Origin of the sequence: Okeania sp. SIO2F5 (assembly GCF_010692685.1) — a bacterium.
Classification (GTDB): Bacteria; Cyanobacteriota; Cyanobacteriia; order Cyanobacteriales; family Microcoleaceae; genus Okeania; species Okeania hirsuta.
This window is the reverse complement of sequence record NZ_JAAHGU010000048.1, coordinates 20,602-44,751: the sequence shown is the minus strand read 5'-3', so window position 1 is coordinate 44,751 and position 24,150 is coordinate 20,602. Positions and strand designations below refer to the sequence as shown.

The following is a 24,150-nucleotide window of genomic DNA, read 5'->3' as shown; positions in this document are numbered from 1 at the left end:
CACCGTCAACGGGGGTGTTCACGCATTACATGGGGATTCTCACCCCAAGTAATTTTCCTCCTGTCTCCAGTATAGCTGTCTCCTGTCTCCTTCAAAAATATCAAATCATTCGTCACTGTGCAACGCCAAATTTTGGGATGTTGCCAAGCAGCATAAATTTGAAATCTATCCTCCATCCATTTCCATAACTCTTCGCCATAGTTATCTAACTTAGTTTCTAAGAAACTATTATTAGCATTAACAATTTGCTGTAAAAATTTATCCATGCCTCATAGAAGACCACTATATATAAAATAAAGGCTAAAATAGTCCAAATTAGTAAACCTCCTAGAAAATTACTTAGGTCCTCTTTAATCAAGAGCAGGAAATTGATTCTTGGAGAGTCTAATACTTGTAAAATTGTCAACATAGTCTAAATTAATTCCTATCCATTTTTTCAGTTGAAACTAAACTAAAAGTTAAAATTTATAAGTTTAAATTTTAAATTTAACAACCAATAACCGAAAAATAAGGTCTCAAGTCTCCCCTTTTAAGGGGATAAAAAAAAGAGAACTCCGTATTTTCGTAGCCTCCTGCTTCAGTCGGAGGTATTGATATAGCGCTACGCGCAAGTCAGAAGTTATATCATGTCCGGTTGAACAGTTATAAATAAACGATGAAGGAGTCAGGAGTCAGGAGTCAGGAGTCAGGAGGGAAGAAAGAAGAAGAAGGAGAAAGTTTTTTTTATCACTAATTATCCGGACATGATATTAGAAGTCAGTAGGGACATTAACGATAGTTATGCGAAGCAAAATATCATTAACACCCCTACAGAAGTAATCCCTGACTGAGTTTGAGGATTTATCAATGTCCGCGCCCTATTTGTGTAGTGCTATAACTGATAACTGAAATGACCCATCCTAACTGCCAATAATCTCCCCCATGGCCAGACGAGTACCATTAGCAAAATCCCAACCAGAAACCGCCTTCTTTCCTGACAACTGCACCTGGCACAATAACAACCAACCAGCACCAGTTTGCACCACTGGTCCCAAACCCTTAATAACTTTCACTACTTCCCCCAAACTCCCAGAAACCTCAGACTCAGAAGACCAAACCTTTTCCAACTTCTGCAACTCAGGAGGCAACTCCGACCAATATTCAGCACCTACTGGCACAGTTGCCATTACCTTCAAAGACTCACCCCGAAAACTGGTGACACAGTTAGGAAAAAATCCCCTTACTTGGTTGTGAATTTCCCAAGCACCCCTGGACCAGTCAATTTGATAATCAGAATTTTGAATCAGCGGAGCATAAGTTGCCAAAGAATCATCTTGAGCAATAGGTTCAATATCCCCTGTCTCCAACTTCAACAAAGTTTCCCATAATAAATCAGACCCATCCTTTGCCAAAACTTCCGCCACAGATGCAGCATTATCCAATAAACCGATAGGAATAATACTCTTCAACAACATTGGACCCGTATCCATCCCCACATCCATCAACATCGTGGTATTGCCTGTTTCCTTCTCGCCATGATAAATAGACCACTGAATAGGAGCAGCACCGCGATATTTGGGCAAAATCGAACCATGAACATTTACACAACCCAACTTCGGCATATCTAAAATTTCCGCAGACAAAATCTGTCCATAAGCAACTACCACAAATACATCTACTTGTGCTTGTCGTAATAAATTGAGAGTTTCAGTATGTTTTTTAACTCGACGGGGTTGCCAAACAGGGATACTGTGAGAAACTGCTAATGACTTAACTGGAGATGGGATGAGCTTATTGCCACGTCCCCGTCGCTTATCAGGTTGAGTGACAACTGCCACAACTTCAATTTCTGGCCGAGTTAATAATTTTTCCAGAGTGGGAACAGCAAATTGGGGTGTGCCAAAGAATATTATTTTCATAGAATTTAAGCAAGAAGTCAAAAGTCAAAAGTCAAAAATTAAAAGTCAAAAATTAAAAGTAAGATTTTATAGAAGCTCAAAACTTTGATGCTACAGTAATTTCAGGAAATTATTTAACACTTAAAGTTTGAAACTATTTGTGACATTTTTCAAGTGAATTGGTACAAGATAGGGGAGCTGTTGGATTGGTGAGGTACAAAAGTCAGAAGTAATCCCTGACGCTCGTTAGTATACTTAATAATAGGAGTTTTATGTTGAGAAACTAAGACGTTATAGTTAGATATTTGGGGCGGTTTTATTTAATCTGGTGGTTAAACTCGTTAATTTAAACGTCGTGACTTCTAGTAAATATGTAGGGTTTGCTGATTAATTCTCAAAGTATTGATAAATATAAGGTATTAGCCTTTTTGGGGTTCAAAAAAGTGCCAGCTTTTCGGTGCCTGTGAGCTGCAAAAAGCTAGTATAGCGCTGTGCGCAGGCAACAGGCAACAGCTCATCTGGCAACAGGGGGAATAAAAAACCGATAATATTAAGACTTTTAGCTATTGGACATCTCCTGCAATTTGTAAATATGCCAGCGCACATTGCCATATTTTTGGCTGACTATGGTAGAAAAATCAAGGGACAATTCTTACTCCTACCTCCTCTAAATTCCTATTTCTCCTGTCTCCTGTCTCCTGTCTCCTAGTGAATATGTACCTTAGACATTTACATTTACGACAGTTTCGGAACTATCTAGATCAAAAAGTTAATTTTGATGCTGCCAAAACAATTTTAGTGGGAGATAATGCCCAAGGTAAATCTAATCTACTGGAGTCAGTAGAGTTACTTTCCACTCTCAAATCTCATCGGGTTAGTCACGATCGCGATTTAATTTTAGATGGCAAACCAGCGGGACAAATACAAGCTAACTTAGAAAGACAAGTTGGCAATATTGAGCTGACTTTAACTGTACGGAGTCAAGGTAGACGCACTGTAGCAATTAATGGTGAAACTTTACGTCGCCATTTAGACTTTTTAAGCATTCTGAATGTGGTTCAGTTTTCCAGTCTAGATTTAGATTTAGTCAGGGGTGGACCTGAAGTACGCCGTCACTGGTTAGACCGACTATTGGTACAGCTCGAACCTGTCTATGCTCACATTCTGCAACAGTACAATCAAGTTTTGCGCCAACGGAATGCTTTGTTAAAGCAGATTCGCCAACAGAAAATGGCAGCAGAAACTACTGGTTCCATAAATCCTATTTCTACTCAGGAGTTAGCTTTGTGGGATGCTCAGTTGGCAACTACTGGAGCGCGGGTAATTCGCCGAAGACAGCGTGTTTTACAGAGGTTAGCACCGTTAGCGAGTGAGTGGCACCGGGCGATCGCTGGAAATATGGAAGTTTTGCGGATGGAATATTTGGCGAATGTGATGGTTGATAGTCAGGAATTGATTATTCAAGATAGTTTGGATGGCGTGCGTCAAGCTTTTTTAGAAAAAATCAAGGTACGGGCGATCGCCGAACAATATCAAGGTACTACAGTAGTAGGTCCTCATCGAGATGATGTAGCTTTTATCATTAATGATACTCCAGCACGACAATATGCTTCTCAAGGACAGCAGCGCACTTTGGTGTTAGCGTTAAAGTTGGCAGAGTTACAACTTATTGAACAGGTAATAAAGGAACCACCCTTGCTTTTATTGGATGATGTGTTGGCAGAGTTAGATTTGCATCGACAAAATCAGTTGTTAGAAGCAATTACTGACCGTTTTCAAACTTTGATTACTACTACTCATTTGGGGTGTTTTGATGGTCAGTGGTTACAAGATACTCAAATTCTTTCGGTGCGATCGGGACAAATTAGTTATTTCTGGGATTTTTGATTATTCGATCGTGGTCAAACAATTGACATTTGACAAAAATCAAAAACTGTAGTACACAGATATTTTTTTGATATATAGCTACACTAAAATTTCAAATTGAGCTAGACTATACTATGAAATAATCAATAACAAATTAGCCACCATAGCAAACAAAGTTCTATGAAACGTTTTATTTCTCGTGTACTAGCCTTAGTTTTAGTTTGTGTAATAGGTTTGATGGGCTGTTCTAATAATCCCGCAACTTTAACTGGAAATTATCAAGAAGACACATTAGCTTTAATAAATACCTTAAAAACAGCTATTGAGTTACCAGAGAATACAGAAAGTAAGGCGGAAGCTCAAGCAATAGCACGTCAAATAATTAATGACTATGCCTCTCGCTACCGACGTGATAATTCTGTATCGAATTTACCTTCATTTACTACTATGCGAACTGCTCTTAATTCTTTAGCAGGGCATTATAGTTCTTATCCAAATCGTCCTGTGCCTGAAAAATTGAAGAAACGTTTAGGTCAAGAATTTAGACAAGTAGAACTTGCTTTAAAGCGGGGAGCGTAATTGTCAGATTAAATTATGATTATCGCAATTACTATACTGTTGAAGTACAAAGTTACTGGTTTTAGAGAAAAGGAAAAATAAAATAGGGAAAATAAGTGTATCTTAAACTAAGTCTGAGAAACACTATATTAATTCTTAATTTAGCAATTATCTCTTTGCCTTTTAACTAAAGAAAATATTTTTTATACCTCTAGAAATATGGCAGTTATATTTAAGTTGTGCAGAAAATATTTGGGAATTTAGAAATAAGGAAAAGGGGTTAATAACTGACATTTTTTTGTCTATACAATTCTGGATTTTTGACCAATAATTTAAGAATGCTATAGAACTGGAAATAACAGAAAAATAATTGCTGAAAAAAACACAAAAACTGAGACAAAATTTGAACAAAAATGTGAGGTGATATTTAGAGGTTCTTTTCATTGAACTTATGAACTTCCCATAGACTATGAGATGATAGTCATCATAGTTAAGATTTTCAATTTCTAAAATCAATGAAAGAGTATTAATTCAAATTATTGTAGTTATAACTATATCCTACCTCCTATTATTTAGTACAAAATAGGTTGTAGGTATTCGACTAATTTTAATTTGTCTTACAAAGAAGGTGAAAAAATCATCAATTCCTCAGTTTTTTCTTAGTAGCTGTATAAATTCGGGTAACTATAATCCGAATTTTTTTTTGTCAATCTTAGGTGAGCATAAATAAACGCAATATTAGAAGGCGGGTTTTTAGAACTCATATCATGTCCGCTGGGGCGCGTTCGTGTAAACCCAAAGGTGAATATCTACAGGAAATTTAAGTTTTTTTCTTGCTCTTAAGTATTCTTGCCTGTTCCCTGTTCCCAGTTAAGTGTTCCCTACCCTTGCTATACAATACCGATGTTACCGGACATGATATCAAACGTGCTTTACATCAAAGCTTTTGGTTAAACCCGCCCCAACAATTTTTTTAACGTTTAATTAGACCTACCTACTTAGCAGTAGGTTCTTTGGCGTTTGACAATCAAATTTGAGTGAAAAGGGAGTAGGGAGCAGGGAGTAGGAAATAAACGAATGTCCGCGCACTATTTATTTGCGTAGCGCTATACAATTTATTCTTAAACTATACTGAAAGACTAGGTATTGACCGAATAGCTAATCAATAATTATATCAAGTCTTATTAATTAGCCAAGGGTAAAAATGTTCTTCTCTGTAGGCGAGAATATTTTTTCGGTGCGGAATTCTGCGCAAACAAATTTCCCCTTGTTCCCTACTGCTCCCTACTCCCTAAATTTTTTATTGTGGTTATTCAAAGAGACATGATATTAGGTGTTATTCTGTTTATTTGTATGAGGAAATAAATTTAATTATTGTTATGAACAAAAATTATACTTCACACAAAAAAATTAAAGCAAAAAAAACCTTATATCGTAGTTTATTAGCTACTTTATTTTGCCTAGTAGCAAATCCATTATTTTGGTATCAACAATCAGCTAAAGCACAAACAGATGCTTATTGTCGGCTGACACCAGAAGCGATCGCTACAAAAGAAAACTTACGTCAAGCAGTCTTAACTGGAAACAAAGAAGCAGAAAAACAATATCAGGATATCTTGATTCAACACGGTAGAGAAGTAAACAACTGTCGCCTGAGAAACTGGCCAAAAACTCAAGGCATATGGTTGCGACTATATCCTTGTGATGCTAGACCAGGAGAAATCGACAGAATACTCGACCATGTAGTTAATAAAGGCTACAATCAAGTTTACATAGAAGCTTTTTATGATGGACAAGTGCTTCTTCCCGCAGCAAATAACCCCACAGTTTGGCCGTCTGTACTGCGCGTCCCTGGTTATGAAAATGTCGATCTATTAGCTGAGAGTCTCAAAAAAGCAGGCGTTCGTGGTTTGCGAGCTTATGCTTGGGTATTTACCATCAACTTTGGCTATACTTACTCTCAACTACCCAACCGCCAACAAGCTTTAGCTCGCAATGGTAAAGGTCAAACAACCCTTGATGTGATTCCAGACAATACGAGTTTGCACGACCAGTTAGGCGCAAGTCATGCTTTTCATACATTCATTGACCCTTACAGTCCAGAGGCACGTCAAGATTATGCAGTTATGATTAATGAGGTACTTAAACGTCAACCTCAAGGTGTTTTATTCGACTACGTTCGTTATTTGCGTGGAGTAGGACCAGACTCTGTAGCGGATGAAGTAAAAGATTTATGGGTTTATGGTGAAGCTTCTAGGAAAGTTCTATTGCAACGGGCGAAAAATGAAGCAGGAAAGGAATTACTCACAAGATTTTTAGACAAAGGATATGTAACTTCTGGAGATATTTCTGCGGTTTCTTACAAGCAAACTCCTAAGTGGCAAAATTTCTTTTCACCTGCTACTACTGAATCTGCTACTGGTAGACTACCGAAAGGAGGTTCGGGACGACAAGTTTGGGAATTGAGTGTTGCTCATGCAGCTCAAGGAATACTTGACTTTCTCAAAATGGCGACTAAACCAGTGAAACAAAAAGGTCTTTCTGCTGGTGCTGTATTTTTCCCTGGTGGTAACAAAAGGGTACGCGATAATGGGTTTGACTCTCGACTCCAACCTTGGGATCAATTTCCAGCTTCAATGGAATGGCATCCCATGTCTTATGGAACTTGTGGCGATCGCAACCCCAGTTGTATTGTTTCAAAAGTAGAGAGAGTGGTAAGTATGGCACCAAATGGGGTATCAGTTATTCCGGCGATCGCTGGAGTTTGGGGACAACCTGTTACTGGTCGCCCTTCCTTGGAGATCCAAATGCAAGCTATTAGAAGAGCAACTCCTCAAATTAATTCTATTAGTCATTTTTCTTATGGTTGGCAAAATGTGGAAGAAACCCGCGAACGTAAGTCTTGTCGGTTGTGAAAATAGAATTACAGCGCTTCCCGCTGTAATTAGGTCATATAGTGGGCAAGATGCCCGCACTACAAGGTTTTCACTATTTACCTTGTACATCATTTTCCGGTAGGGAAGTTGCATCCAACGTCCCGACATGCTAAATTAAGGGAACACAATTAATTTTCCTTGGTAACTGAAAAGATGACTCCAGAAGAATATCTAGCATGGGAAGAAGAGCAACCCGTAAAATATGAATATATCAATGCCAAAGTCTACGGGATGACTAGAGAAACTCTTTCTCATAATGACATTGCTCTCAACTTAGCGTCTGCTTTAAAAAGTCACCTGCAAGGAAAAGGTTGTAGAGTGCAAATCGCAGATACTAAAGTCGCAGTTTCCAGCAATGGTTCCTTTTTCTACCCCGATGTAGTTGTAAGTTGCGATCCACGAGATCGAGAATCTAGAAATATTATCTATTATCCCTGTTTAATTGTAGAAGTTTTATCATCAAGTACAGAAAATTTCGACCGCGCTCAAAAATTCCAACATTATCGTCAGATAGAAAGTCTCAGAGAATATGCTCTTATTGACTCAGAAAAGATATGTATTGAATACTATCAAATTAATGAAAAAAATAAATGGGAACTTACTACTTATTCTCTTGAGGAAATAGCTGATAGTCAACAGGAATTTTCGCTTAAATTAGAAAGCATTAATTTTGAATTTACTACTTCTTTATTGTACGAAAATGTAGTTTTCCCAGAAAAAATAAATATTGAAGAGGAAGGAATAGAAAATCCGAAACAACAATATATTTCTTCTCCTCAAGACGTTCAATCTCCTGAAAAAGAAACTCCTGAAAAACAAACCAGACCAATCAGACGTTTTGCAGATTGGTGGGAAACAACTGCTATTGAGAAATTTGTAGAAGATATAGACTATTTGTTAACAAATTTCGCAATTTTAAATGTTGTTGGTTTGCTTGCCAATATTACTCTTATTGTTAGTTTAGTGAGCTGGTTTACGGAGCGTAAAGAACGAAAAGAACAAAGACATTTTTCTAGCTGGAGTATTATTAATGAAGGTCAAAGCGATAAATCTGGGGTTGTGACAGCTGCAGTAGAACGATTAAATAATGAAGGATTTTCTTTATCTGGTCTAAAACTTAATAAAACTAATCTCCATGACGCTAACCTCAGTGGAGCTAGACTATTTCAAGCTGACCTCAGTGAAGCTACACTCAGTAGGGTTAAACTGACTAAAGCTAACCTGGTTTTAGCTAACCTCAGTAAAGTTTTCTTCATTGGAGCTGACCTCAATGAAGCTTACCTCAATGGAGCTAACCTCAATGGAGCTAACATGATTGGAATTAAGTTCACTAAAGCTAACCTTGGTGGAGTTAACCTTAGTGAAGCTAACCTTGATGGAGCTAACCTTGATGGAGCTAACCTCCGTGGAGCTTACCTTTTTAATGCCAAAAACCTTCGTAATGCACAAATAAAATTAGCCTGCAATTGGAAAGAAGCAACTTATGTAAAGAGTACAATACAAGAAAACAATATAGACACACTATTTGAAGACAATATCGACACAATATCTGAAAAAATAATAGACACTAGAAGATTTGAATTTCAATGGATTCCTGAAGATCAGCAAGCTAACCAAGAGAGAATAAAGGAAATTGAACAAGATAAAGATTCCGACCCTGAAAATCTTCCTGATTGTTCTCAATGGGAGTAAAGACTGACAAAACCTTATTAAAAACTAAAAATTATGCACATATCTAAATATCTTATTTTACTCTTAATCTCCTTACTTTCAGCCTGCACTTTTGAAACATCAAAAATATCATCGGAAACAGAAGTATCGGACAAAAATTCTACATCCATAGTTACTCAAAATAGTGATTCTCAGTTAGTGAAAAATCTTGTGGAAAATTATCTGAACAAAACTCCTGTTGACACTGCAACAACCCTAACTATTCCTCAAGCAAAACAAATTCAAAAGCAATTTATATCAGAAATTAGTAAAAACTTAGGTCAAATAGTTGGCTACAAAGCAGGACTAACTAATCCAAATGCTCAACAACGTTTTAATGTTTCTCAGCCTTTGCGAGGTGCTTTACTCGACAAAATGTTCCTCGAAAGTGGTGCTGTAATTCCAGCTAAATTTGGCAGTCGTCCTATAGGCGAAGGTGATTTAATTGTTAGAGTTGGAAGTGCAGAAATTAATAATGCTAAAACTCCTAGAGAAACTTTGAAATATCTTGATGCAGTAATACCATTTATTGAATTACCAGATTTGGTTTATAGTCAAGATGTAAAATTAGATGCACCTACTCTTTTAGCTATTAATGTTGGGGCAAGAGCTGGAGTTTTAGGTAATCCTATTCCTTTAACAGATACTGATGAATGGGAAAATCGTTTAAAGAATCTAAACCTAGAAATTTTAGATGAAACTGGTAAAGTATTAGTATCAGGAAATAGCAGTTCTTTATTAGGTAATCCACTAAATGTTGTTCTCTGGATTAAAAATTCTTTACAAGCAGAAGGTAAACAATTAAAAAAAGGGGATTTACTTTCTTTGGGGAGTATTACAAATTTTTTTACTATTAAATCAAATACTACTATCCGCGCTCAATATACAGGTTTAACTCCAAATGAAACCGTAGAAATATTTGTGAAGTTTGAATAGTATAGCGCTACGCGCAGGCAACAGGCAATAGGGGGAATAATTGCCAATAATATAAGACTTTTAGCTATTAGACAGTTCCTGTAATTTGTAAATATGCCAGCGCACATTGCTATATGACAGAACGAAGAAGTAATATCAAATCCGGTTGAACACTTATTATATAGTTGAGAGTAGGAGACCCACCCTTCGCCCCTCCCCCTCCCAGGAGGGGAAAATGGGAGATTAAATAGACATCTCCAATAATAAAAAATCAAATCAATTATCATACTCTTATTTATCAATTATTTCCCTGTACGGACGTTGCATGCAATATCCCTACTCCCTCTTTTGCGGAGATGTCTAGTATTGAAGTAATAATAGAATTATAAACAGATATTATATAAGCGGATTCTATGTGCAATTAACCTGATTTGATATAATAAGGAGTAAATAACGTAATATTTTTCCTTCTTCCTTCTTCCTTCTTCCTTCTTCCTTCTGCTATAAATAATTTTCTCACCCAACATTTTAGCCTACATAAAATAGTAGTGAGTTGGGTTGAGTAAGGTAAGTTTGCTGAATGAATGTAAACTTTTTAAGCTCATAAATTAGCAATATATCAACATCTATCTATGAACTTTTCGCTTCGTTTTATTATGCCAATAAGCAGTCATAATTTTAGGTTCTGGAAATCCATGAACACAAACAACTCGCAATCCTCGCAGCACATCTATAAACCTTTTATAAGGAGTTCTGCATAAATTCTTATCAGTCAAAGTATAAGTGACTGCCCCATAACTAAATTGTCTATTACCATAAATTATGGCAACTTTCATCATCGATAAACTAATAGCACGTTGTTGTTGTCGGCGTTCCAAATGATTAGTATCTTTAGGATTATGTACAGCGCTAATACAACCTAATTTTTGAATATTTTTGTCATTTTGAAGCACTAGACTGAGTTGGTGATTCATGTTCATTGTCCTTATTTAGTAAAGTTACTAGGTAAATCACAAGCAAAAAATTAAGCATGGTTTAATTTAATTGATGTCTAGAAATAGACTAATAGTTCAGCACAAAAAAGAGATATGGAACAGCTTGCTTACTAAAAGCTTTTGTGTAGCTATTCCAGACAATTTTCTAGGTAAGTTTTCAGTGGGTTGAGAAATAAATCCCGGTAAAAACCACATAGAATAAATACACTGTTTTATCCTTGATTAGGCAGGAGGATTAATAGATTTTTCTTCCGAAGTAGTTATACCCTTAAACCCAGCTTAACAAAGCCTACAAAATTAGCAAGTTATACTACATTCTGTAATTGCCAAAAATAGGCCACTGGTGCCAATATTTCATCACTTCATTAGGTTCAAACCAAGTTTTCGCAGAGCATGGCATCAGCCGTATCGCCTCTTGAGGAGTAGTGATAATCGACAAAGCGTTGTTGAGTCTGAGGCCATATTGACGATTCATTGCCCTACAATAAGCTACCAGTGGGAAGAGTTTGTCAGCAAGAGGTTTGATTTGATGAACAGATTGAAATTCTATAATGCGCAGGATGAGGTAGAAACTGGCAACACAGTCCACTCTGCCGGAGTAACACTCATATTAATGGAAAACATAGCCTTCTACAAGTTTAATTTCGTGAATATTTTCTAAGAAAGGTCAAAGTTTATGTCAATAAGTTTCGATAGTGGGGGGACAGGAGATGGGTTTATTTTCTTTTTTATGCCAGGGAATAGGCCACAGGGAACAGCGGTGCGACCCCGCGGGGCGCGACAGACGCACCTGGTAGCGCACCAACAGAGGTAATAGTAGGAAAAATATTTCCCTGTCTTAAGTTTTTCAAAGCGGTGATATGATTAATAATTTCTATGAACATTTAATATTTCAGACTGGCCGTGTACAAAAAAACAGTATCAATATTTAGTAGTTTAGTAGTGGCCATAATAACAGCCACTATTCCTTCTGTTGCCTATGGGGTTGCTTGTCAAAAAACATCTGGCATAAAGACCTACATTTATCCTGGCTGTGGGGTCAAATTATTGGCTCAAAATCAATCCGTGAGTTCTAACTTAGACAAACTACTACGCCAGGGAAGAGCGCTAGCGGATGCAGGTAAATACCAAAAAGCTATCACAATATATCAACAGGCAGCACGTTTAGACCCAAAAAATGCACAAATATATTCTGGTATTGCCTATTTAGAAGCACTCCAAGGAAATTTTCAAGCTGCAAGTCAGTTTTATCAACAGGCGATCGCTATTGAGCCTCATAAAGCAGATTTTCAATATGGTTTGGGATATAGTATGGCTAAGTTAGAAAACTATCAGGCCGCAGTTAAAGCTTATCGCCGTGCTTCTTTACTTGACCGCAATAATGTTAATGCTCATTTAGGATTAGGTGCTGCATTGTTTCGTCTAGAGAAATACAATGAGGCGATCATTGCATATCAAGTAGCAATTCAATCTAATTCTAATAATGCTGAAGCTTATGCCTCAATGGGTTTAACATTACTGAAACAGGAACGTTTTCCTGAAGCATTAGAAGCACTTCGAGAAGCTGTTAGATTATCACCGAGAGATCCAGGAGTGCAAATCAAGTTAGGAACTGCTTTATTATCTACTGGAGATATTAATGGTGGTTTAGCTACTCTAGAAGTAGCTTCTCGTCTAGGACCTCGAAATGGAGAGATTCAGTTTCAAATTGCGGAAATTTATAAAGCGCAAAATAATCCTCAAGCTGCTTTGAAATTTTATCAAAGAGCTGCTTATGCTAATCCCGATCTAGTGGAGGCTAAGTTTGCGGCAGCAGAGATACTTTTAGAAAGCCAGGATTATTTACAAGCAATAATTATGTTTCGGCAAGTAATTAAGAAAAATCCCGATCGTGCAGATGCTCATTATAAAATGGGGTTAGCTCTTCACCGTCGAGAGCGCGTTCGAGAAGCCAGAAAGTCTTTTGAAAGGGCATTAAAATTGTTTGAGAAACAGAATAATTCTGAAGGTAAAGAAAAAGTGGAAACTATGATGACGGAATTGGAAAATTAATTAGGGTTTGCGCTTCACTAGTCTTTTAGTAGGGGTAGGAGACAGCTATACTGGAGACAGCTATACTGGAGACAACCCACCCCTAACCCCTCCCAGGAGGGGAGAAATGGATCGGGAGCGAGGAGGTAGAAGTAAGAATTGTCAATTTGGGATTTTTCTGCCCAACTTATGAGCCTAAAATACTAACTTTTTGAGCGTTTTAGACGTGATACCAGGCACTTTTTTTCAACTTCAAACAGCTAATATAGAATCCGGGTAATTAGTTATCGTATCGCTCTAGGAGTCAGTCCTCAGGAGTCAGGAGTCAGGAGAAAGAAAAGATTGAAATAGCATGAATTTTTAAATTTGTATTCAGTAGAACATCTGTATTAAGAGAAAGTAATTTTGCAATTACTGTATAACCGGATTCTATATAAAACCTTTATTTATCAATGCTTTAGAATCTAATGTTTTAGCAAAAATAGAATCTTCACCTACTAAATTAACAACTATAACTGCAATAATGACGGCGATAATTACTACATATATTTTTGGCAATTTCCAGAAAATATTAATAATTTGTGTAAGTATTTTTTTGAGTTTTGCTGTTGCTTTTTCAGCAGAATATTCTTGATCTGACTGTTCTTTTTTTTGCTTAGTTTTAGTTGTTATTTTTTGTCTAGTTTTTGGAGGAGACAGAGATTTTTTTTCTTGTTCAGAAGTGGGTTGTGTCGTTGTTTATTCTACTTGTTTGGGAAGTGGTGTTGGTGTTTTTATATAACCTGCTCCTTCAAACATGAATCTAGTAATCTGACCGAGTGCATATACCCAAGCTGTCTTAACTTCGGGATTCCAGTCTTCCTGGAGATACTGTTTTAAAGTTTTCAGTATAGTTTTTCCCACTAAAGGGTAATGTTGTTTGAGAGTGCCATAATTAACGTGACGAGCACCGAGGTCGCGTAATACTTTTGCTAAAGCTTCTGGGTGGCGCAGACTTTCTACTACTAAGACTATAGAATTAAGCAACTTTTTTTGTTGATTTTCCATATCGGTATTAGCAAATAGTGGTTTTGCTTCTGGATATGCTGCAAATAGGTTTTCATAGAAACTGGCAGCAAATTCTGCGCTACGGGGTTTAATTTTTTCAAAGCTCGTTTCAATAACTTCTACCTGTAATTTAGAAGATGATTTTGTTAATGGTGCTTTCTATAAATTATTTTTATTTTTGGTGGCGAGGTAGTTTCAACTTCTGTGTTTGAAGTTTCTGGAGAATACCCTGCACCCTCAAACATCAATTGCACAATTTGTTCGTAAGCAAATACCCACGCATTCTTGACTTCCGAATTCCAATCTTGCTGAAGATACTGTTCTAAAGTCTTCAACAATGCTTCCCCAACTAGAGGATAATGTTGCGGAAGAGTTCCATAATTTATATGACGGGCACCGAGAGCGCGCAATACTTGTGCTAAAACTTCTGGGTGGCGCAGACTTTCTACTACTAACACTAAGGAATTAAGCAACTTTTTTTCTTGCTGTTGTATATCAGTATTAGCAAATAGTGGTTTTGCCTCTGGGTATGCTGCAAATAGATTTTCATAGAAACTGGCGACAAATTCTGCTCCACGGGGTTTGATTTTTTCAAAGCTGGTTTCAATGAGTTCTATTGGTGAAGTAGGGGTTGACTGTGGGGGTGGAGGTTGGGTTGCTATAGCTTGAACTTCGGTTGCGGTGTTCTTGATTTCGGGGTTTTCCTGGGTCTTGGTTTCGGTTTCTGTAGTGTTCGTAGTGGGCGATCGCTCTGTCTCCGATGGATAGTTTGCACCTTGCAACATCAATTTTGCCATTCCACGATCAGCATATATCCAAGCTGCTTTTACTTCTGGAGTCCAATATTCCCCAAGATACTGCTTTAATGTTTTTAGTAGTGCTTTAACTACGAGGGGATAATGTTGTCGTAGCACGCCATAATTAATGTGGCGACTGCCTAATGCTTGCACGACTTCTTTTAGTATCTCTGGATGACGCAAATTTTCGACTACCAGTATCAGAGCATCCAGCAATTTTTTTTGTTGCTGTTGTATGTCAGTATTAGCAAACAGTGGTTTTGTCTCTGGATATTCTGCAAATAAGTTTTCGTAGAAACTGGCTGCAAATTCATTAGTATAAAGTTTAATTTTATCAAAACTTTGTTCTATAATTTCAATTTTTGATTGCATTTTTTATGTAAAATTTAGATATTAACTATTGATTATTATAGATAAAATTTTTCAGTATCAAATCATACCAAATCCAGTTATAAAAAGCTAATTTATCCAAATCATTCTAACCCTTCTGCCCTCTGTCTTCTGCTTTATCTTCACAATAAATATCTCTTTTAAACCGGATCTAGTATTACACATTAACTTGTAATGCTTCTGCCAGAAATTAAGGATAGCTTGAAAGAGAAAAATAGAAATCTCCGAAAATTACACATCTAGATCATTTTTTGTGTCTTTTTTTATAAATTTTCTTCCTGATTCCCAGATAAGCTGTTGTCTACTTTTGCAAAAAGTCTATTCTTTTTCAGAGATGTCTAATGTAGATAAAAAAAAGATAAAAAAGATTTAATTGTTACTTTTGTAACAACTATATTATTTTACAGTTAAAAACTGTAAAGTGTTGTAACAATTACGATTTTGATCGTAATAAATTTTACTCTAGTTTGACAGTTAGTCTAACCTATAAATTACTATGGTTTGACAATACGTCTAACTTATTAATTTGAGGTAATGCAACGAGGTAAAAATGATGAATAATTTGCAAAAATATAGTATCCGATGCACGCTCACTTTCGGTGACATTTATGGCCAAATTATTGTTTGGTTAATAGTAGTATTCTTAAGCATAGCTGGAGGAGTTGCCCTTTGGACTAGCAGTAGCCAAGTCTATGCTCTAGGAGCTATTGCTTTAATCGTGGTTTTGTCTCTACCCTTCCTACTTTTTGCTTTTGTAACTACCCTATTAAATCATATTGAAGTACTTTCAGTAGAACCTAACGAAGAAGAAGAGTCTCAAACGTCAATGTCTGGTCAGCAAGCAGCAACTTCTCTAGGTTAAATGTTTTGTAATAAGCATTCAGCGGTCAGCGGTCAACTATCAGCTAGTGTCCTATGGTCAGAACTGCGTTATCAGCTTTATTACTTTTAGTGGACAATTTAAGCTTGTTGTTCTTGTGCTTCAATTCTTTGTTCAAAAATGTAGTAGAAGTTAAGCAAATACTTGGTTCATTCATTAAAAAGCTGAATACGAGCGCATTCTGCAAGAAATGCTTACTGACTTTGAATTTAGCAACACCGAAAGCTAGAGTCCTCATTTAATTCGAGGCACTTAAAAAGTTAAAAACCTGCCTGCTTAATGACACAGGTAGGTTTTTTATCTCAGAAAAAAGTACTGATAACTGATAAATGAAATGACCTGTCAGAAAATGATATAAATACCTTTTTTTAAATTAGACATCTCTAATAATAAATTAAAAATAAAATCAATTATGGAACTAGATATATAAATTATTTCCCCCTACTCCCTACTCCCTACTCCCTACTCCCTTTTTTCTGGAGATGTCTATTTGGTATAAAATAATAAAAGCATAAAACTATTAGAGATTTACTTAATGTTAGAACACGACGTAATAATAGTAGGTGGCGGACTAGCAGGCAGTCGCGCTGCTGTAGAAATAGCTCGCAAAAATCCTAGCTTAAATGTAGCAGTTGTTGCCAAAACTCACCCCATTCGTTCCCACTCGGTAGCAGCTCAAGGTGGAATAGCGGCTTCCCTCCAAAATGTAGATCCAGAAGATAGTTGGAAAGCTCATGCTTTTGATACTGTAAAAGGTTCGGACTATCTAGCTGACCAGGATGCAGTAGAAATTTTGGCAAAAGAAGCGCCAGATGTAATTATCGACCTCGAACATTTAGGGGTATTATTTTCTCGGTTGCCAGATGGTCGCATTGCTCAACGTGCTTTCGGCGGTCATTCCCACAACCGCACTTGTTACGCTGCGGATAAAACTGGTCACGCTATTTTACATGAATTGGTAAATAACCTCCGTCGTTATGGGGTGCATATTTATCAGGAATGGTATGTAATGCGCTTGATACTCGAAGATGGTCAGGCAAAGGGCGTAGTTATGTACCATATTCTAGATGGTGAAATTGTTGTGCTGCGAGCAAAGGCAGTAATGTTTGCCACTGGTGGTTATGGTCGAGTATTTAATACCACTTCCAATGATTATGCTTCTACTGGCGACGGTTTGGCAATGGCAGCAATGACTGGCCTTCCTCTGCAAGATATGGAGTTTGTACAGTTTCATCCTACAGGTTTATATCCAGCAGGAGTTTTGATTTCTGAAGCGGTGCGCGGTGAAGGTGCTTATCTGATTAATAGTGATGGCGATCGCTTTATGGCAAATTATGCTCCTAGTCGCATGGAGTTGGCACCCCGCGATATTACTTCCCGTGCTATTACTTTGGAAATTGGTGCTGGTCGGGGAATTAATATGGATGGTACTGCGGGTGGTCCGTTTATTTATCTCGATCTACGGCACATGGGACGGGAAAAAATTATGAGTCGAGTACCGTTTGCTTGGGAAGAGGCACATCGTCTTTTAGGTATTGATGCGGTGAACAAACCGATGCCAGTTCGTCCCACTGCTCATTATTCTATGGGTGGTATTCCCACTAATACTGATGGTAGAGTTTTGGCGAGTGCAGATGGTTTGGTGGATGGCTTATTTGCTGCGGGAGAATGTGCTTGTGTTTCAGTACATGGAGCAAACCGTTTGGGAAGTAATTCTTTGTTGGAATGTGTTGTTTATGGAAGACGCACTGGAGCAGCGATCGCTGAGTTTGTGGAAGGTCGGAAGTTACCTGATGTTGAGGAGCAACCTTATTTAGAGGAGGCGCGGAAACAAATTCAGGGTTTGTTAGACCGCTCTGGAGAATATCGCATTGATTTTTTACGGCAGCAGTTTCAGGATGCAATGACTCAACATTGTGGTGTGTTTCGTTCCCAAGATGTGATGCAGCAGGGGTTGGAAAAATTGGAGCAGTTACAGGAACAATATCAACAGGTTTATTTGGATGATAAGGGCAAGTCTTGGAATACTGAGGTTATTGAGGCGTTAGAGTTGCGGAGTATTATTCTTGTGGGGGAGACAATTTTAAGTTCGGCGTTGAGTCGTCAGGAAAGTCGGGGTGCTCATAGTCGGGAAGATTTTCCGCAACGAAATGATGAGAGGTTTTTACGGCATAGTTTGGCGTATTATTCGTTGGCGGGAATTGATATTAGTTATCGACCTGTGGCAATAAATATGTTTGAACCACAAGAGCGGAAGTATTAAATTGATAATGGATAATGGATAATTGATAATTAGGGTTTGCTGAAAAAAGCAGAGTGTGGGAAGTGTGGGGAGGGTGGGGAGAAAGAGAAAGTAGGAGGAATAATTGTACCTTGATTTTTCTCTGTTTGTCTGCCCAAAGTCCTAACTTTTCGACCATGAAGAGCTCAAACAAGCGCACTTTTTTCGACCAAAAGAAGGCACTTACCTTGATCTGTCAATGCTTTGAGATTTAATCAGCAAGACCTAATTAATCCATTCGGTTTTAACCAGAGATAATGATGGTTTGCTAATTCAATTTAAAAGTCTTTACAGATTTTTACTGGCACGACTCGCAGAAATATTTTACGTTCGATTGAGCGTTATTATGGGGTGATTAAAAGGAAGGCGGCGAGTATTTATAATCATCACGAAAAGCAGGAATTTTTGAAGGTGGTTTATGAGAATTTTTATAAGTCTTATAATCCTCTGGGTGCGGATAGATTGGGAATTGTTTATACTCCTTCAGAAATTGTCAGGTTTATGATTGAAAGTGTGGATTATTTGGTGGATAAACATTAAATAGAAATTTGATACTAACGCCAGAGGTGACTCTTCCCACCTCCGGCAAATTTTTCCCAGAAATCAGAAATTAGTAGGCAAAAACTTCTATTGCGTATTGCGCAATAGAGACAAATCAGAAATAGAAATTTGATACTAACGCCAGAGGTGACTCTTCCCACCTCCGGCAAATTTTTCCCAGAAATCAGAAATTAGTAGGCAAAAACTTCTATTGCGTATTGCGCAATAGAGACAAATCAGAAATAGAAATTTGATACTAACGCCAGAGGTGACTCTTCCCACCTCCGGCAAATTTTTCCCAGAAATCAGAAATTAGTAGGCAAAAACTTCTATTGCGTATTGCGCAATAGAGACAAATCAGAAATAGAAATTTGATACTAACGCCAGAGGTAACTCTTCCCACCCTCGACAAATTTTGCCCAGAAATTAGAAATTAGTAGGCAAAAACTTCTATTGCGTATTGCGCAATAGAGACAAATCAGAAATAGAAATTTGATACTAACGCCAGAGGTAACTCTTCCCACCCTCGACAAATTTTGCCCAGAAATTAGAAATTAGTAGGCAAAAACTTCTATTGCGTATTGCGCAATAGAGACAAATCAGAAATAGAAATTTGATACTAACGCCAGAGGTAACTCTTCCCACCCCCGACAAATTTTGCCCAGAAATCAGAAATTAGTAGGCAAAAACTTCTATTGCGTATTGCGCAATAGAGACAAATCAGAAATAGAAATTTGATACTAACGCCAGAGGTAACTCTTCCCACCCCCGACAAATTTTGCCCAGAAATCAGAAATTAGTAGGCAAAAACTTCTATTGCGTATTGCGCAATAGAGACAAATCAGAAACAAAAAAAAAGGGTTTGGAAACCAAACCCCTACCAACTGAGGTGAACTCTCCAAACCCTCACCCAATTCTGAGACAATATCCAAATACCTAATTATCTGAAAATCAGTAGTAAAATTAAACCGTCATTTCTTCGACTTACCTCTAACTTTTCTGAGTTCTCTGAAAAATTCAATTTTCAGTTCAGACTCTAAAAGTAAATACTATCTATCTATATAAATAAGATGCTCAAAGCAATTTTGTTCGACCTCGATGGCACCTTAGCAAATACAGATCCTTTGCATTACGAAACCTGGAAAGAAATTTTAAATAATCACGGAGTAATAATTGACCATAACTCTTATAAACAACACATTAGTGGTAGAACTAATCCAGCAATTATTCAAGATTTACTACCACACCTATCAACTACAGAAGTAGAAGAACTAGCAGATTATAAAGAAGCTAAATTTCGAGAAATCGCTACAAACTTAGAACCAATGAGAGGATTATTGGAATTTATTGAATGGGTGAAAAACCAAAAACTTCAGAAAGCAGTTGTGACAAATGCACCTCCAGAAAATGCTGAATTTATGTTAGATGTTTTGCAGCTAACAGATACTTTTCCATTAGTAATATTAGGTGGAGTAATGACTGTCGCAAAACCAGATCCTGCACCTTATAAATTATGTTTAGAAAAATTGGAAATTTCCCCGGAAGAGGCAATTGTTTTTGAAGATTCTCGTTCTGGAATTAAGTCAGCAGTCGGAGCAGGAATTTACACAGTAGGAGTTGCTTCTACCCATGAACCTGAATCTTTATTAGAAGTAGGAGCGAGTATTGTTATTAATGATTTTAGTGATGAAAAATTACAGCAACTTTTAGATAGTTGGAATATTTCCGGTATGTAGAAATAAGTTTTTAACCTTGTAAATTGGTTTTAGCTTATAGAACCCATTTGAGAGCTATATAATTATGGTAGTCAAGTCTTTTCGCGCATCAATTTTGAGGAAAAATCATCTCAAGGAGTTGAATTTTTTGTATTATCTCTGCCCACATCTTCCCTCTTCCCTCTTCCCTCTTCCCTTTTCCCTCTTAACTCCTGTCTCCTGTCTCCTGTCTCCTGACTCCTAGATAAAAAAACTTGGTATTTATCAAGATACCAAATGGGTTCTATAGGGTTTCACATAAGTCAAAAGTAAGTTTCAAAGAAACTAAGGTTATAATGGCAAAAATAAATCCTTAGTTACACAAAAGCTAAAAATGTTTATTTCCAAGAGGTATTAGTTTATGAATAATAATACTACTTATCGGAAAATATTAATTTTATCAGCTAATCCTAAAAGTACAAGTTCTTTAAGGTTAGATGAAGAAATGCGAGAAATAAAAGAAGGATTGAGGCGATCGCCTTCTAGAGATTTATTTTTAATTGAATCTGCGGAAGCTACTCGATATAGAGATATTCGTAGAGCTATTTTAGATTATCAACCGAATATTGTTCATTTTAGCGGACATGGAGCAGGCCATGATGGTTTAGTTTTTGAGGATGAAACTGGGTCTCAAAAATTAGTTGATACTGAAGCTCTTGCCGGACTTTTTCAATTATTTTCGGAACAGGTAGAATGTGTTGTTCTGAATGCTTGTTATTCAGAATATCAAGCTCAAGAAATAGTTAAATATATTAATTATGTGATTGGTATGAGTCAGGCTATAAATGATAGAGCTGCAATTGAATTTGCTGTGGCTTTTTATGATGCTTTGGGAGCTGGACAAACTTATAATTTTGCTTATCAGTTAGGATATAATGCTATTATGATTGCAGGAATACATCAAGAGTTAATTCCTCGGTGGTATGATAAAAATAGGGAAAATTCAACTCCTAAAACTGCGACTTTTATACCTCGTAATAAATCTGATTTTAATACTTCTAATAAAGGAGATAAAACAATGACTGGCGAACGTAATATACAAATTGGAACTGGTGATTATCGTGAGACAACTATTAATGACCAAGGAAGTTATGTTGAAGGAGATTACTATAATAATTCCGCAGAAAAACAAAACCTGGCTGATGCTGCTAATGAAATTCAACAATTGCTGGAACAACTAAGTCAAAATAACCCTACTAATACAATGACTGGAAATATGAAAATAGCAGGGGAAGTAATTGAGAAAATTGAAACTAATCCTGCTTTAATGAATCGGGTTTTTAGTGCATTAAAAGCTGGTGGTATGAGTGTTTTTGAGTACACTTTAAATCATCCGGCAGCAAGTTTTGTGATTGGTGCTTTGGAAGAGTGGAAAAATACCAAAAATTAAGGCAAATAAAAAACAAATTCTCACACAAAGGTTGCTAGTTTATTTCCCATTCCTACTCTGGGGAGTTATGATGAGTATCCCCTTCAACATAACTCCCTCGATCGTTAACAGAAGTCTCTCGATAATCACCTTTCTGGACTTCAATATTCCGGGTTTCTTGATAGGTTTCGACATAAAATTTGTTCTGCTTTAAGGCTGTTTCTAATAAATTTCTCAGCTCAATAATATGTTTGTCTTTTTCCGCTACTCCAGCTAAAAGTGCTAATAAATCTGGATAACTTCCTGATTTTATTTGATGATAAATTTCATTATATTCTTGACTGAGAAATGAGCGGTCAACATCATCAGTAACTTGTGCTTGAAAGTGAACTATTTCATTACCTCGCCCTTCAATTGAAAGAACTTGTAATCCTGATTCTGGATATTTTTCGATTAATCTTTGAAAAGCTATTGCTGCGGCACTGGGGTCTACTCCTTCATGGTGAAATATATCTAAAATTGAATAATTTTCTGCTACTTCCCGTGGGTCTACATTTTGAGTTTGATAAAGTTGTTTAGTTTTGATAATAGGGGCGATAAAACTGCTAAAGTCTCCATCTTTAAAAATCTCATTGCGGTTGTCTGGTTTGCGCCAAGGGTCGCGGTCTTCTTTTGTTTCTAAGCGCATATAAACATAATCGCATTTAATCCCCTCAAATTGGGTATCCAGGGAAATTGCCCAATCCTGAATACAAGCACCTGTTAGTATTGCATTTGTTAGGTTAGTACCGTACAGTTGAGCTTTCACAAGTTTTGCTCTTGTTAAGTTTGCCCCTTCTAAAGTAGCTTCGCTCAACTTTGTACCAATGAAACTAGCATCAGTTAAGTCAGCGTATCGTAAGTTACATCCCCGTAAGTCTAAATTGTCAAAGTTCTGATCTCGTCCGTTACCTGTTACAACCAATTGACGAATTATTTTATTTTCTAAGTAGGTTCCTTCAACTCTAGCTTTGTCTAGGTGTTTAGCATTTAACCAACAAGTGCGGGTGAGAATAGCTTTTCTCAAATTAGTGTTTTTGAGACTGGCACCAGAGAAGTTGGCATCAGTTAAATTTGCTTCGTAAAAGCTAGTTCCTCCATAGCTACATAGAATAATTGCAATATTTCTAATCAAAGCGTATTTGCGATCGCCAACCACAGCACGGCAACCAATAAAAAGACTTAGAGCGAGCAAAGTTATCGTGGCAGGAATTGCAATGGCCAAAATTTTGACAACAGATGAAGTGTAGAGCAAATTTTTATTCTCTTCCTGAGTCGCTGCTATTATTCCCAGTATTGCTGTAGCTAGAGTTACAAATTGAATCAATAATAATAACATTCTGTTTGGGAATGAAATTCTCATCACTGCGATCGCAATTGCCTCTAACAATACCCCTGAAATATTAATACCAATACAAAATGCTAGTAAAATTGCGTCTGCTCTGGCATCAGCTCCGGCATCATCTGTGCCTGGAAGAGCCATAAACATAGCAATAGAGGTGAGTACAATTATAGTAAAAAGCCATAAAGCTGTACCTATACCTCTATAAATAGTGATGAAAATAAAACCCAAGAATAAAATTAATGCAAAACCAAGGACTAATAATAGTCCCATCCAAGTTAGACCTTTCCATTTCAATATACTACCTATAAAAGCTCCTGCATAGCCACAGATAAATCCACCTAGCATTGCTAAAAATAATAAAATTGTTCCTAAAATCAGCAACCAACTTATTTTTAGCCCAGCTTGGGCATAACGAAAATTTCCACTAACAAGCATAGCTTGAGAAAAGTTTCGTCCCTGAATCTTGCTATGGCTAAAATTAGCATTATCTTGACTTTTGACAGTACCACCTTGCAAGTTTTGCTGTGGGAAATCTTTAAACATTTTTTGGAAATACAGTATATTAATACTAATAAAAAGTGCTAGTACAATTAATTGGATCTGGCATTATCTGTGTCTGGAAAAGCCAGAAACACAGTAATAGAGGTGACTATAATTATAGTAAAAAGCGACTTTATTTGCAATCGCTACTTTCATGGTACGAAACCGTAAAAAGTCTTGAAGAAGGAGACAGGAGACAGGAGACAGGAGACAGGAGGAAAATTACTTATGGATTCTCACCCCAAGTAATTTTGAACACCGTGTAGACGGTGGGGTATTA

20 protein-coding genes are annotated in these 24,150 nt (G+C 37.0%); 13 read left to right on the top strand and 7 right to left on the bottom strand.

Features of this window, described 5'->3' with window-relative positions:
• Nucleotides 1-5 precede the first annotated feature (5 nt).
• Nucleotides 6-266 carry a hypothetical protein gene (locus F6K27_RS16755; protein ID WP_287277597.1) on the bottom strand — a complete coding sequence of 87 codons (261 nt, stop codon included), beginning with the start codon at nt 264-266 and terminating at the stop codon, nt 6-8.
• A gap of 633 nt (nt 267-899) precedes the next feature.
• Nucleotides 900-1,898 (bottom strand): methionyl-tRNA formyltransferase, encoded by a 999-nt coding sequence (gene fmt, locus F6K27_RS16750; protein ID WP_124145957.1) that lies wholly within the window; start codon nt 1,896-1,898, stop codon nt 900-902.
• Nucleotides 1,899-2,591: 693 nt separating this feature from the next.
• Between fmt and recF the strand changes: the two genes are divergently transcribed.
• The 5 genes from recF to F6K27_RS16720 all read left to right on the top strand — a co-directional run bounded on the left by recF (nt 2,592) and on the right by F6K27_RS16720 (nt 9,883).
• Nucleotides 2,592-3,764: a DNA replication/repair protein RecF gene (gene recF, locus F6K27_RS16745; protein ID WP_287277596.1), complete on the top strand. Its 1,173-nt coding sequence runs from the start codon at nt 2,592-2,594 to the stop codon at nt 3,762-3,764.
• A 159-nt stretch (nt 3,765-3,923) separates the two neighbouring features.
• Nucleotides 3,924-4,322, top strand: coding sequence for a photosystem II protein Psb27 (gene psb27 / locus F6K27_RS16740; RefSeq protein ID WP_287277594.1), 399 nt, complete (start codon nt 3,924-3,926; stop codon nt 4,320-4,322).
• A gap of 1,358 nt (nt 4,323-5,680) precedes the next feature.
• Entirely contained in the window at nt 5,681-7,216 is a 1,536-nt protein-coding gene (locus F6K27_RS16735; RefSeq protein ID WP_287277592.1) for a hypothetical protein, read from the top strand.
• 159 nt (nt 7,217-7,375) lie between these two features.
• The gene (locus tag F6K27_RS33695) at nt 7,376-8,929 is read left to right on the top strand and encodes a Uma2 family endonuclease (protein WP_353736001.1); all 1,554 of its coding nucleotides are present in this window, start codon (nt 7,376-7,378) and stop codon (nt 8,927-8,929) included.
• A 33-nt stretch (nt 8,930-8,962) separates the two neighbouring features.
• Nucleotides 8,963-9,883 carry a 2-keto-4-pentenoate hydratase gene (locus F6K27_RS16720; protein WP_287277590.1) on the top strand — a complete coding sequence of 307 codons (921 nt, stop codon included), beginning with the start codon at nt 8,963-8,965 and terminating at the stop codon, nt 9,881-9,883.
• 605 nt (nt 9,884-10,488) lie between these two features.
• Here the strand turns inward: F6K27_RS16720 and F6K27_RS16715 are convergent.
• Together F6K27_RS16715 and F6K27_RS16710 are read right to left on the bottom strand one after the other, a co-directional pair.
• Nucleotides 10,489-10,836 (bottom strand): DUF4258 domain-containing protein, encoded by a 348-nt coding sequence (locus tag F6K27_RS16715; RefSeq protein ID WP_240039067.1) that lies wholly within the window; start codon nt 10,834-10,836, stop codon nt 10,489-10,491.
• 331 nt (nt 10,837-11,167) lie between these two features.
• Nucleotides 11,168-11,446, bottom strand: coding sequence for a hypothetical protein (locus tag F6K27_RS16710; RefSeq protein ID WP_124145962.1), 279 nt, complete (start codon nt 11,444-11,446; stop codon nt 11,168-11,170).
• 314 nt (nt 11,447-11,760) lie between these two features.
• Between F6K27_RS16710 and F6K27_RS16705 the strand changes: the two genes are divergently transcribed.
• Nucleotides 11,761-12,909 (top strand): tetratricopeptide repeat protein, encoded by a 1,149-nt coding sequence (locus F6K27_RS16705; RefSeq protein WP_287277589.1) that lies wholly within the window; start codon nt 11,761-11,763, stop codon nt 12,907-12,909.
• Between the two features lie 7 nt (nt 12,910-12,916).
• Nucleotides 12,917-13,081 carry a hypothetical protein gene (locus F6K27_RS16700; protein ID WP_287300892.1) on the top strand — a complete coding sequence of 55 codons (165 nt, stop codon included), beginning with the start codon at nt 12,917-12,919 and terminating at the stop codon, nt 13,079-13,081.
• A gap of 545 nt (nt 13,082-13,626) precedes the next feature.
• Here F6K27_RS16700 and F6K27_RS16695 read toward each other — a convergent pair.
• Both F6K27_RS16695 and F6K27_RS16690 read right to left on the bottom strand, forming a co-directional pair.
• Nucleotides 13,627-14,028 (bottom strand): globin domain-containing protein, encoded by a 402-nt coding sequence (locus tag F6K27_RS16695; protein ID WP_240039068.1) that lies wholly within the window; start codon nt 14,026-14,028, stop codon nt 13,627-13,629.
• Between the two features lie 53 nt (nt 14,029-14,081).
• The gene (locus F6K27_RS16690) at nt 14,082-15,104 is read right to left on the bottom strand and encodes a globin family protein (RefSeq protein WP_287277588.1); all 1,023 of its coding nucleotides are present in this window, start codon (nt 15,102-15,104) and stop codon (nt 14,082-14,084) included.
• Between the two features lie 571 nt (nt 15,105-15,675).
• Here F6K27_RS16690 and F6K27_RS16685 point away from each other — a divergent pair.
• The 5 genes from F6K27_RS16685 (at nt 15,676) to F6K27_RS16665 (ending at nt 21,967) form a co-directional block, all read left to right on the top strand.
• A complete protein-coding gene (locus tag F6K27_RS16685) occupies nt 15,676-15,984 on the top strand; it encodes a hypothetical protein (RefSeq protein ID WP_124145987.1) in 309 nt (102 codons plus the stop codon).
• 553 nt (nt 15,985-16,537) lie between these two features.
• Nucleotides 16,538-18,265: a succinate dehydrogenase/fumarate reductase flavoprotein subunit gene (locus tag F6K27_RS16680; RefSeq protein WP_287277587.1), complete on the top strand. Its 1,728-nt coding sequence runs from the start codon at nt 16,538-16,540 to the stop codon at nt 18,263-18,265.
• A gap of 369 nt (nt 18,266-18,634) precedes the next feature.
• Nucleotides 18,635-18,823, top strand: coding sequence for a hypothetical protein (locus F6K27_RS16675; protein WP_287277585.1), 189 nt, complete (start codon nt 18,635-18,637; stop codon nt 18,821-18,823).
• A 1,070-nt stretch (nt 18,824-19,893) separates the two neighbouring features.
• Nucleotides 19,894-20,559, top strand: a complete 666-nt coding sequence (locus tag F6K27_RS16670; protein WP_287277583.1) for an HAD family phosphatase — start codon at nt 19,894-19,896, stop codon at nt 20,557-20,559.
• Nucleotides 20,560-20,938: 379 nt separating this feature from the next.
• Nucleotides 20,939-21,967 (top strand): CHAT domain-containing protein, encoded by a 1,029-nt coding sequence (locus F6K27_RS16665; RefSeq protein ID WP_287277582.1) that lies wholly within the window; start codon nt 20,939-20,941, stop codon nt 21,965-21,967.
• A 52-nt stretch (nt 21,968-22,019) separates the two neighbouring features.
• Here the strand turns inward: F6K27_RS16665 and F6K27_RS16660 are convergent, their stop codons facing one another.
• Entirely contained in the window at nt 22,020-23,873 is a 1,854-nt protein-coding gene (locus F6K27_RS16660; protein ID WP_287277581.1) for a pentapeptide repeat-containing protein, read from the bottom strand.
• 35 nt (nt 23,874-23,908) lie between these two features.
• On the opposite strand from F6K27_RS16660, the gene F6K27_RS16655 reads away from it, so the two are divergent.
• Nucleotides 23,909-24,136, top strand: a complete 228-nt coding sequence (locus F6K27_RS16655) for a hypothetical protein (protein WP_287284521.1) — start codon at nt 23,909-23,911, stop codon at nt 24,134-24,136.
• The last annotated feature ends 14 nt before the right edge of the window (nt 24,137-24,150 follow it).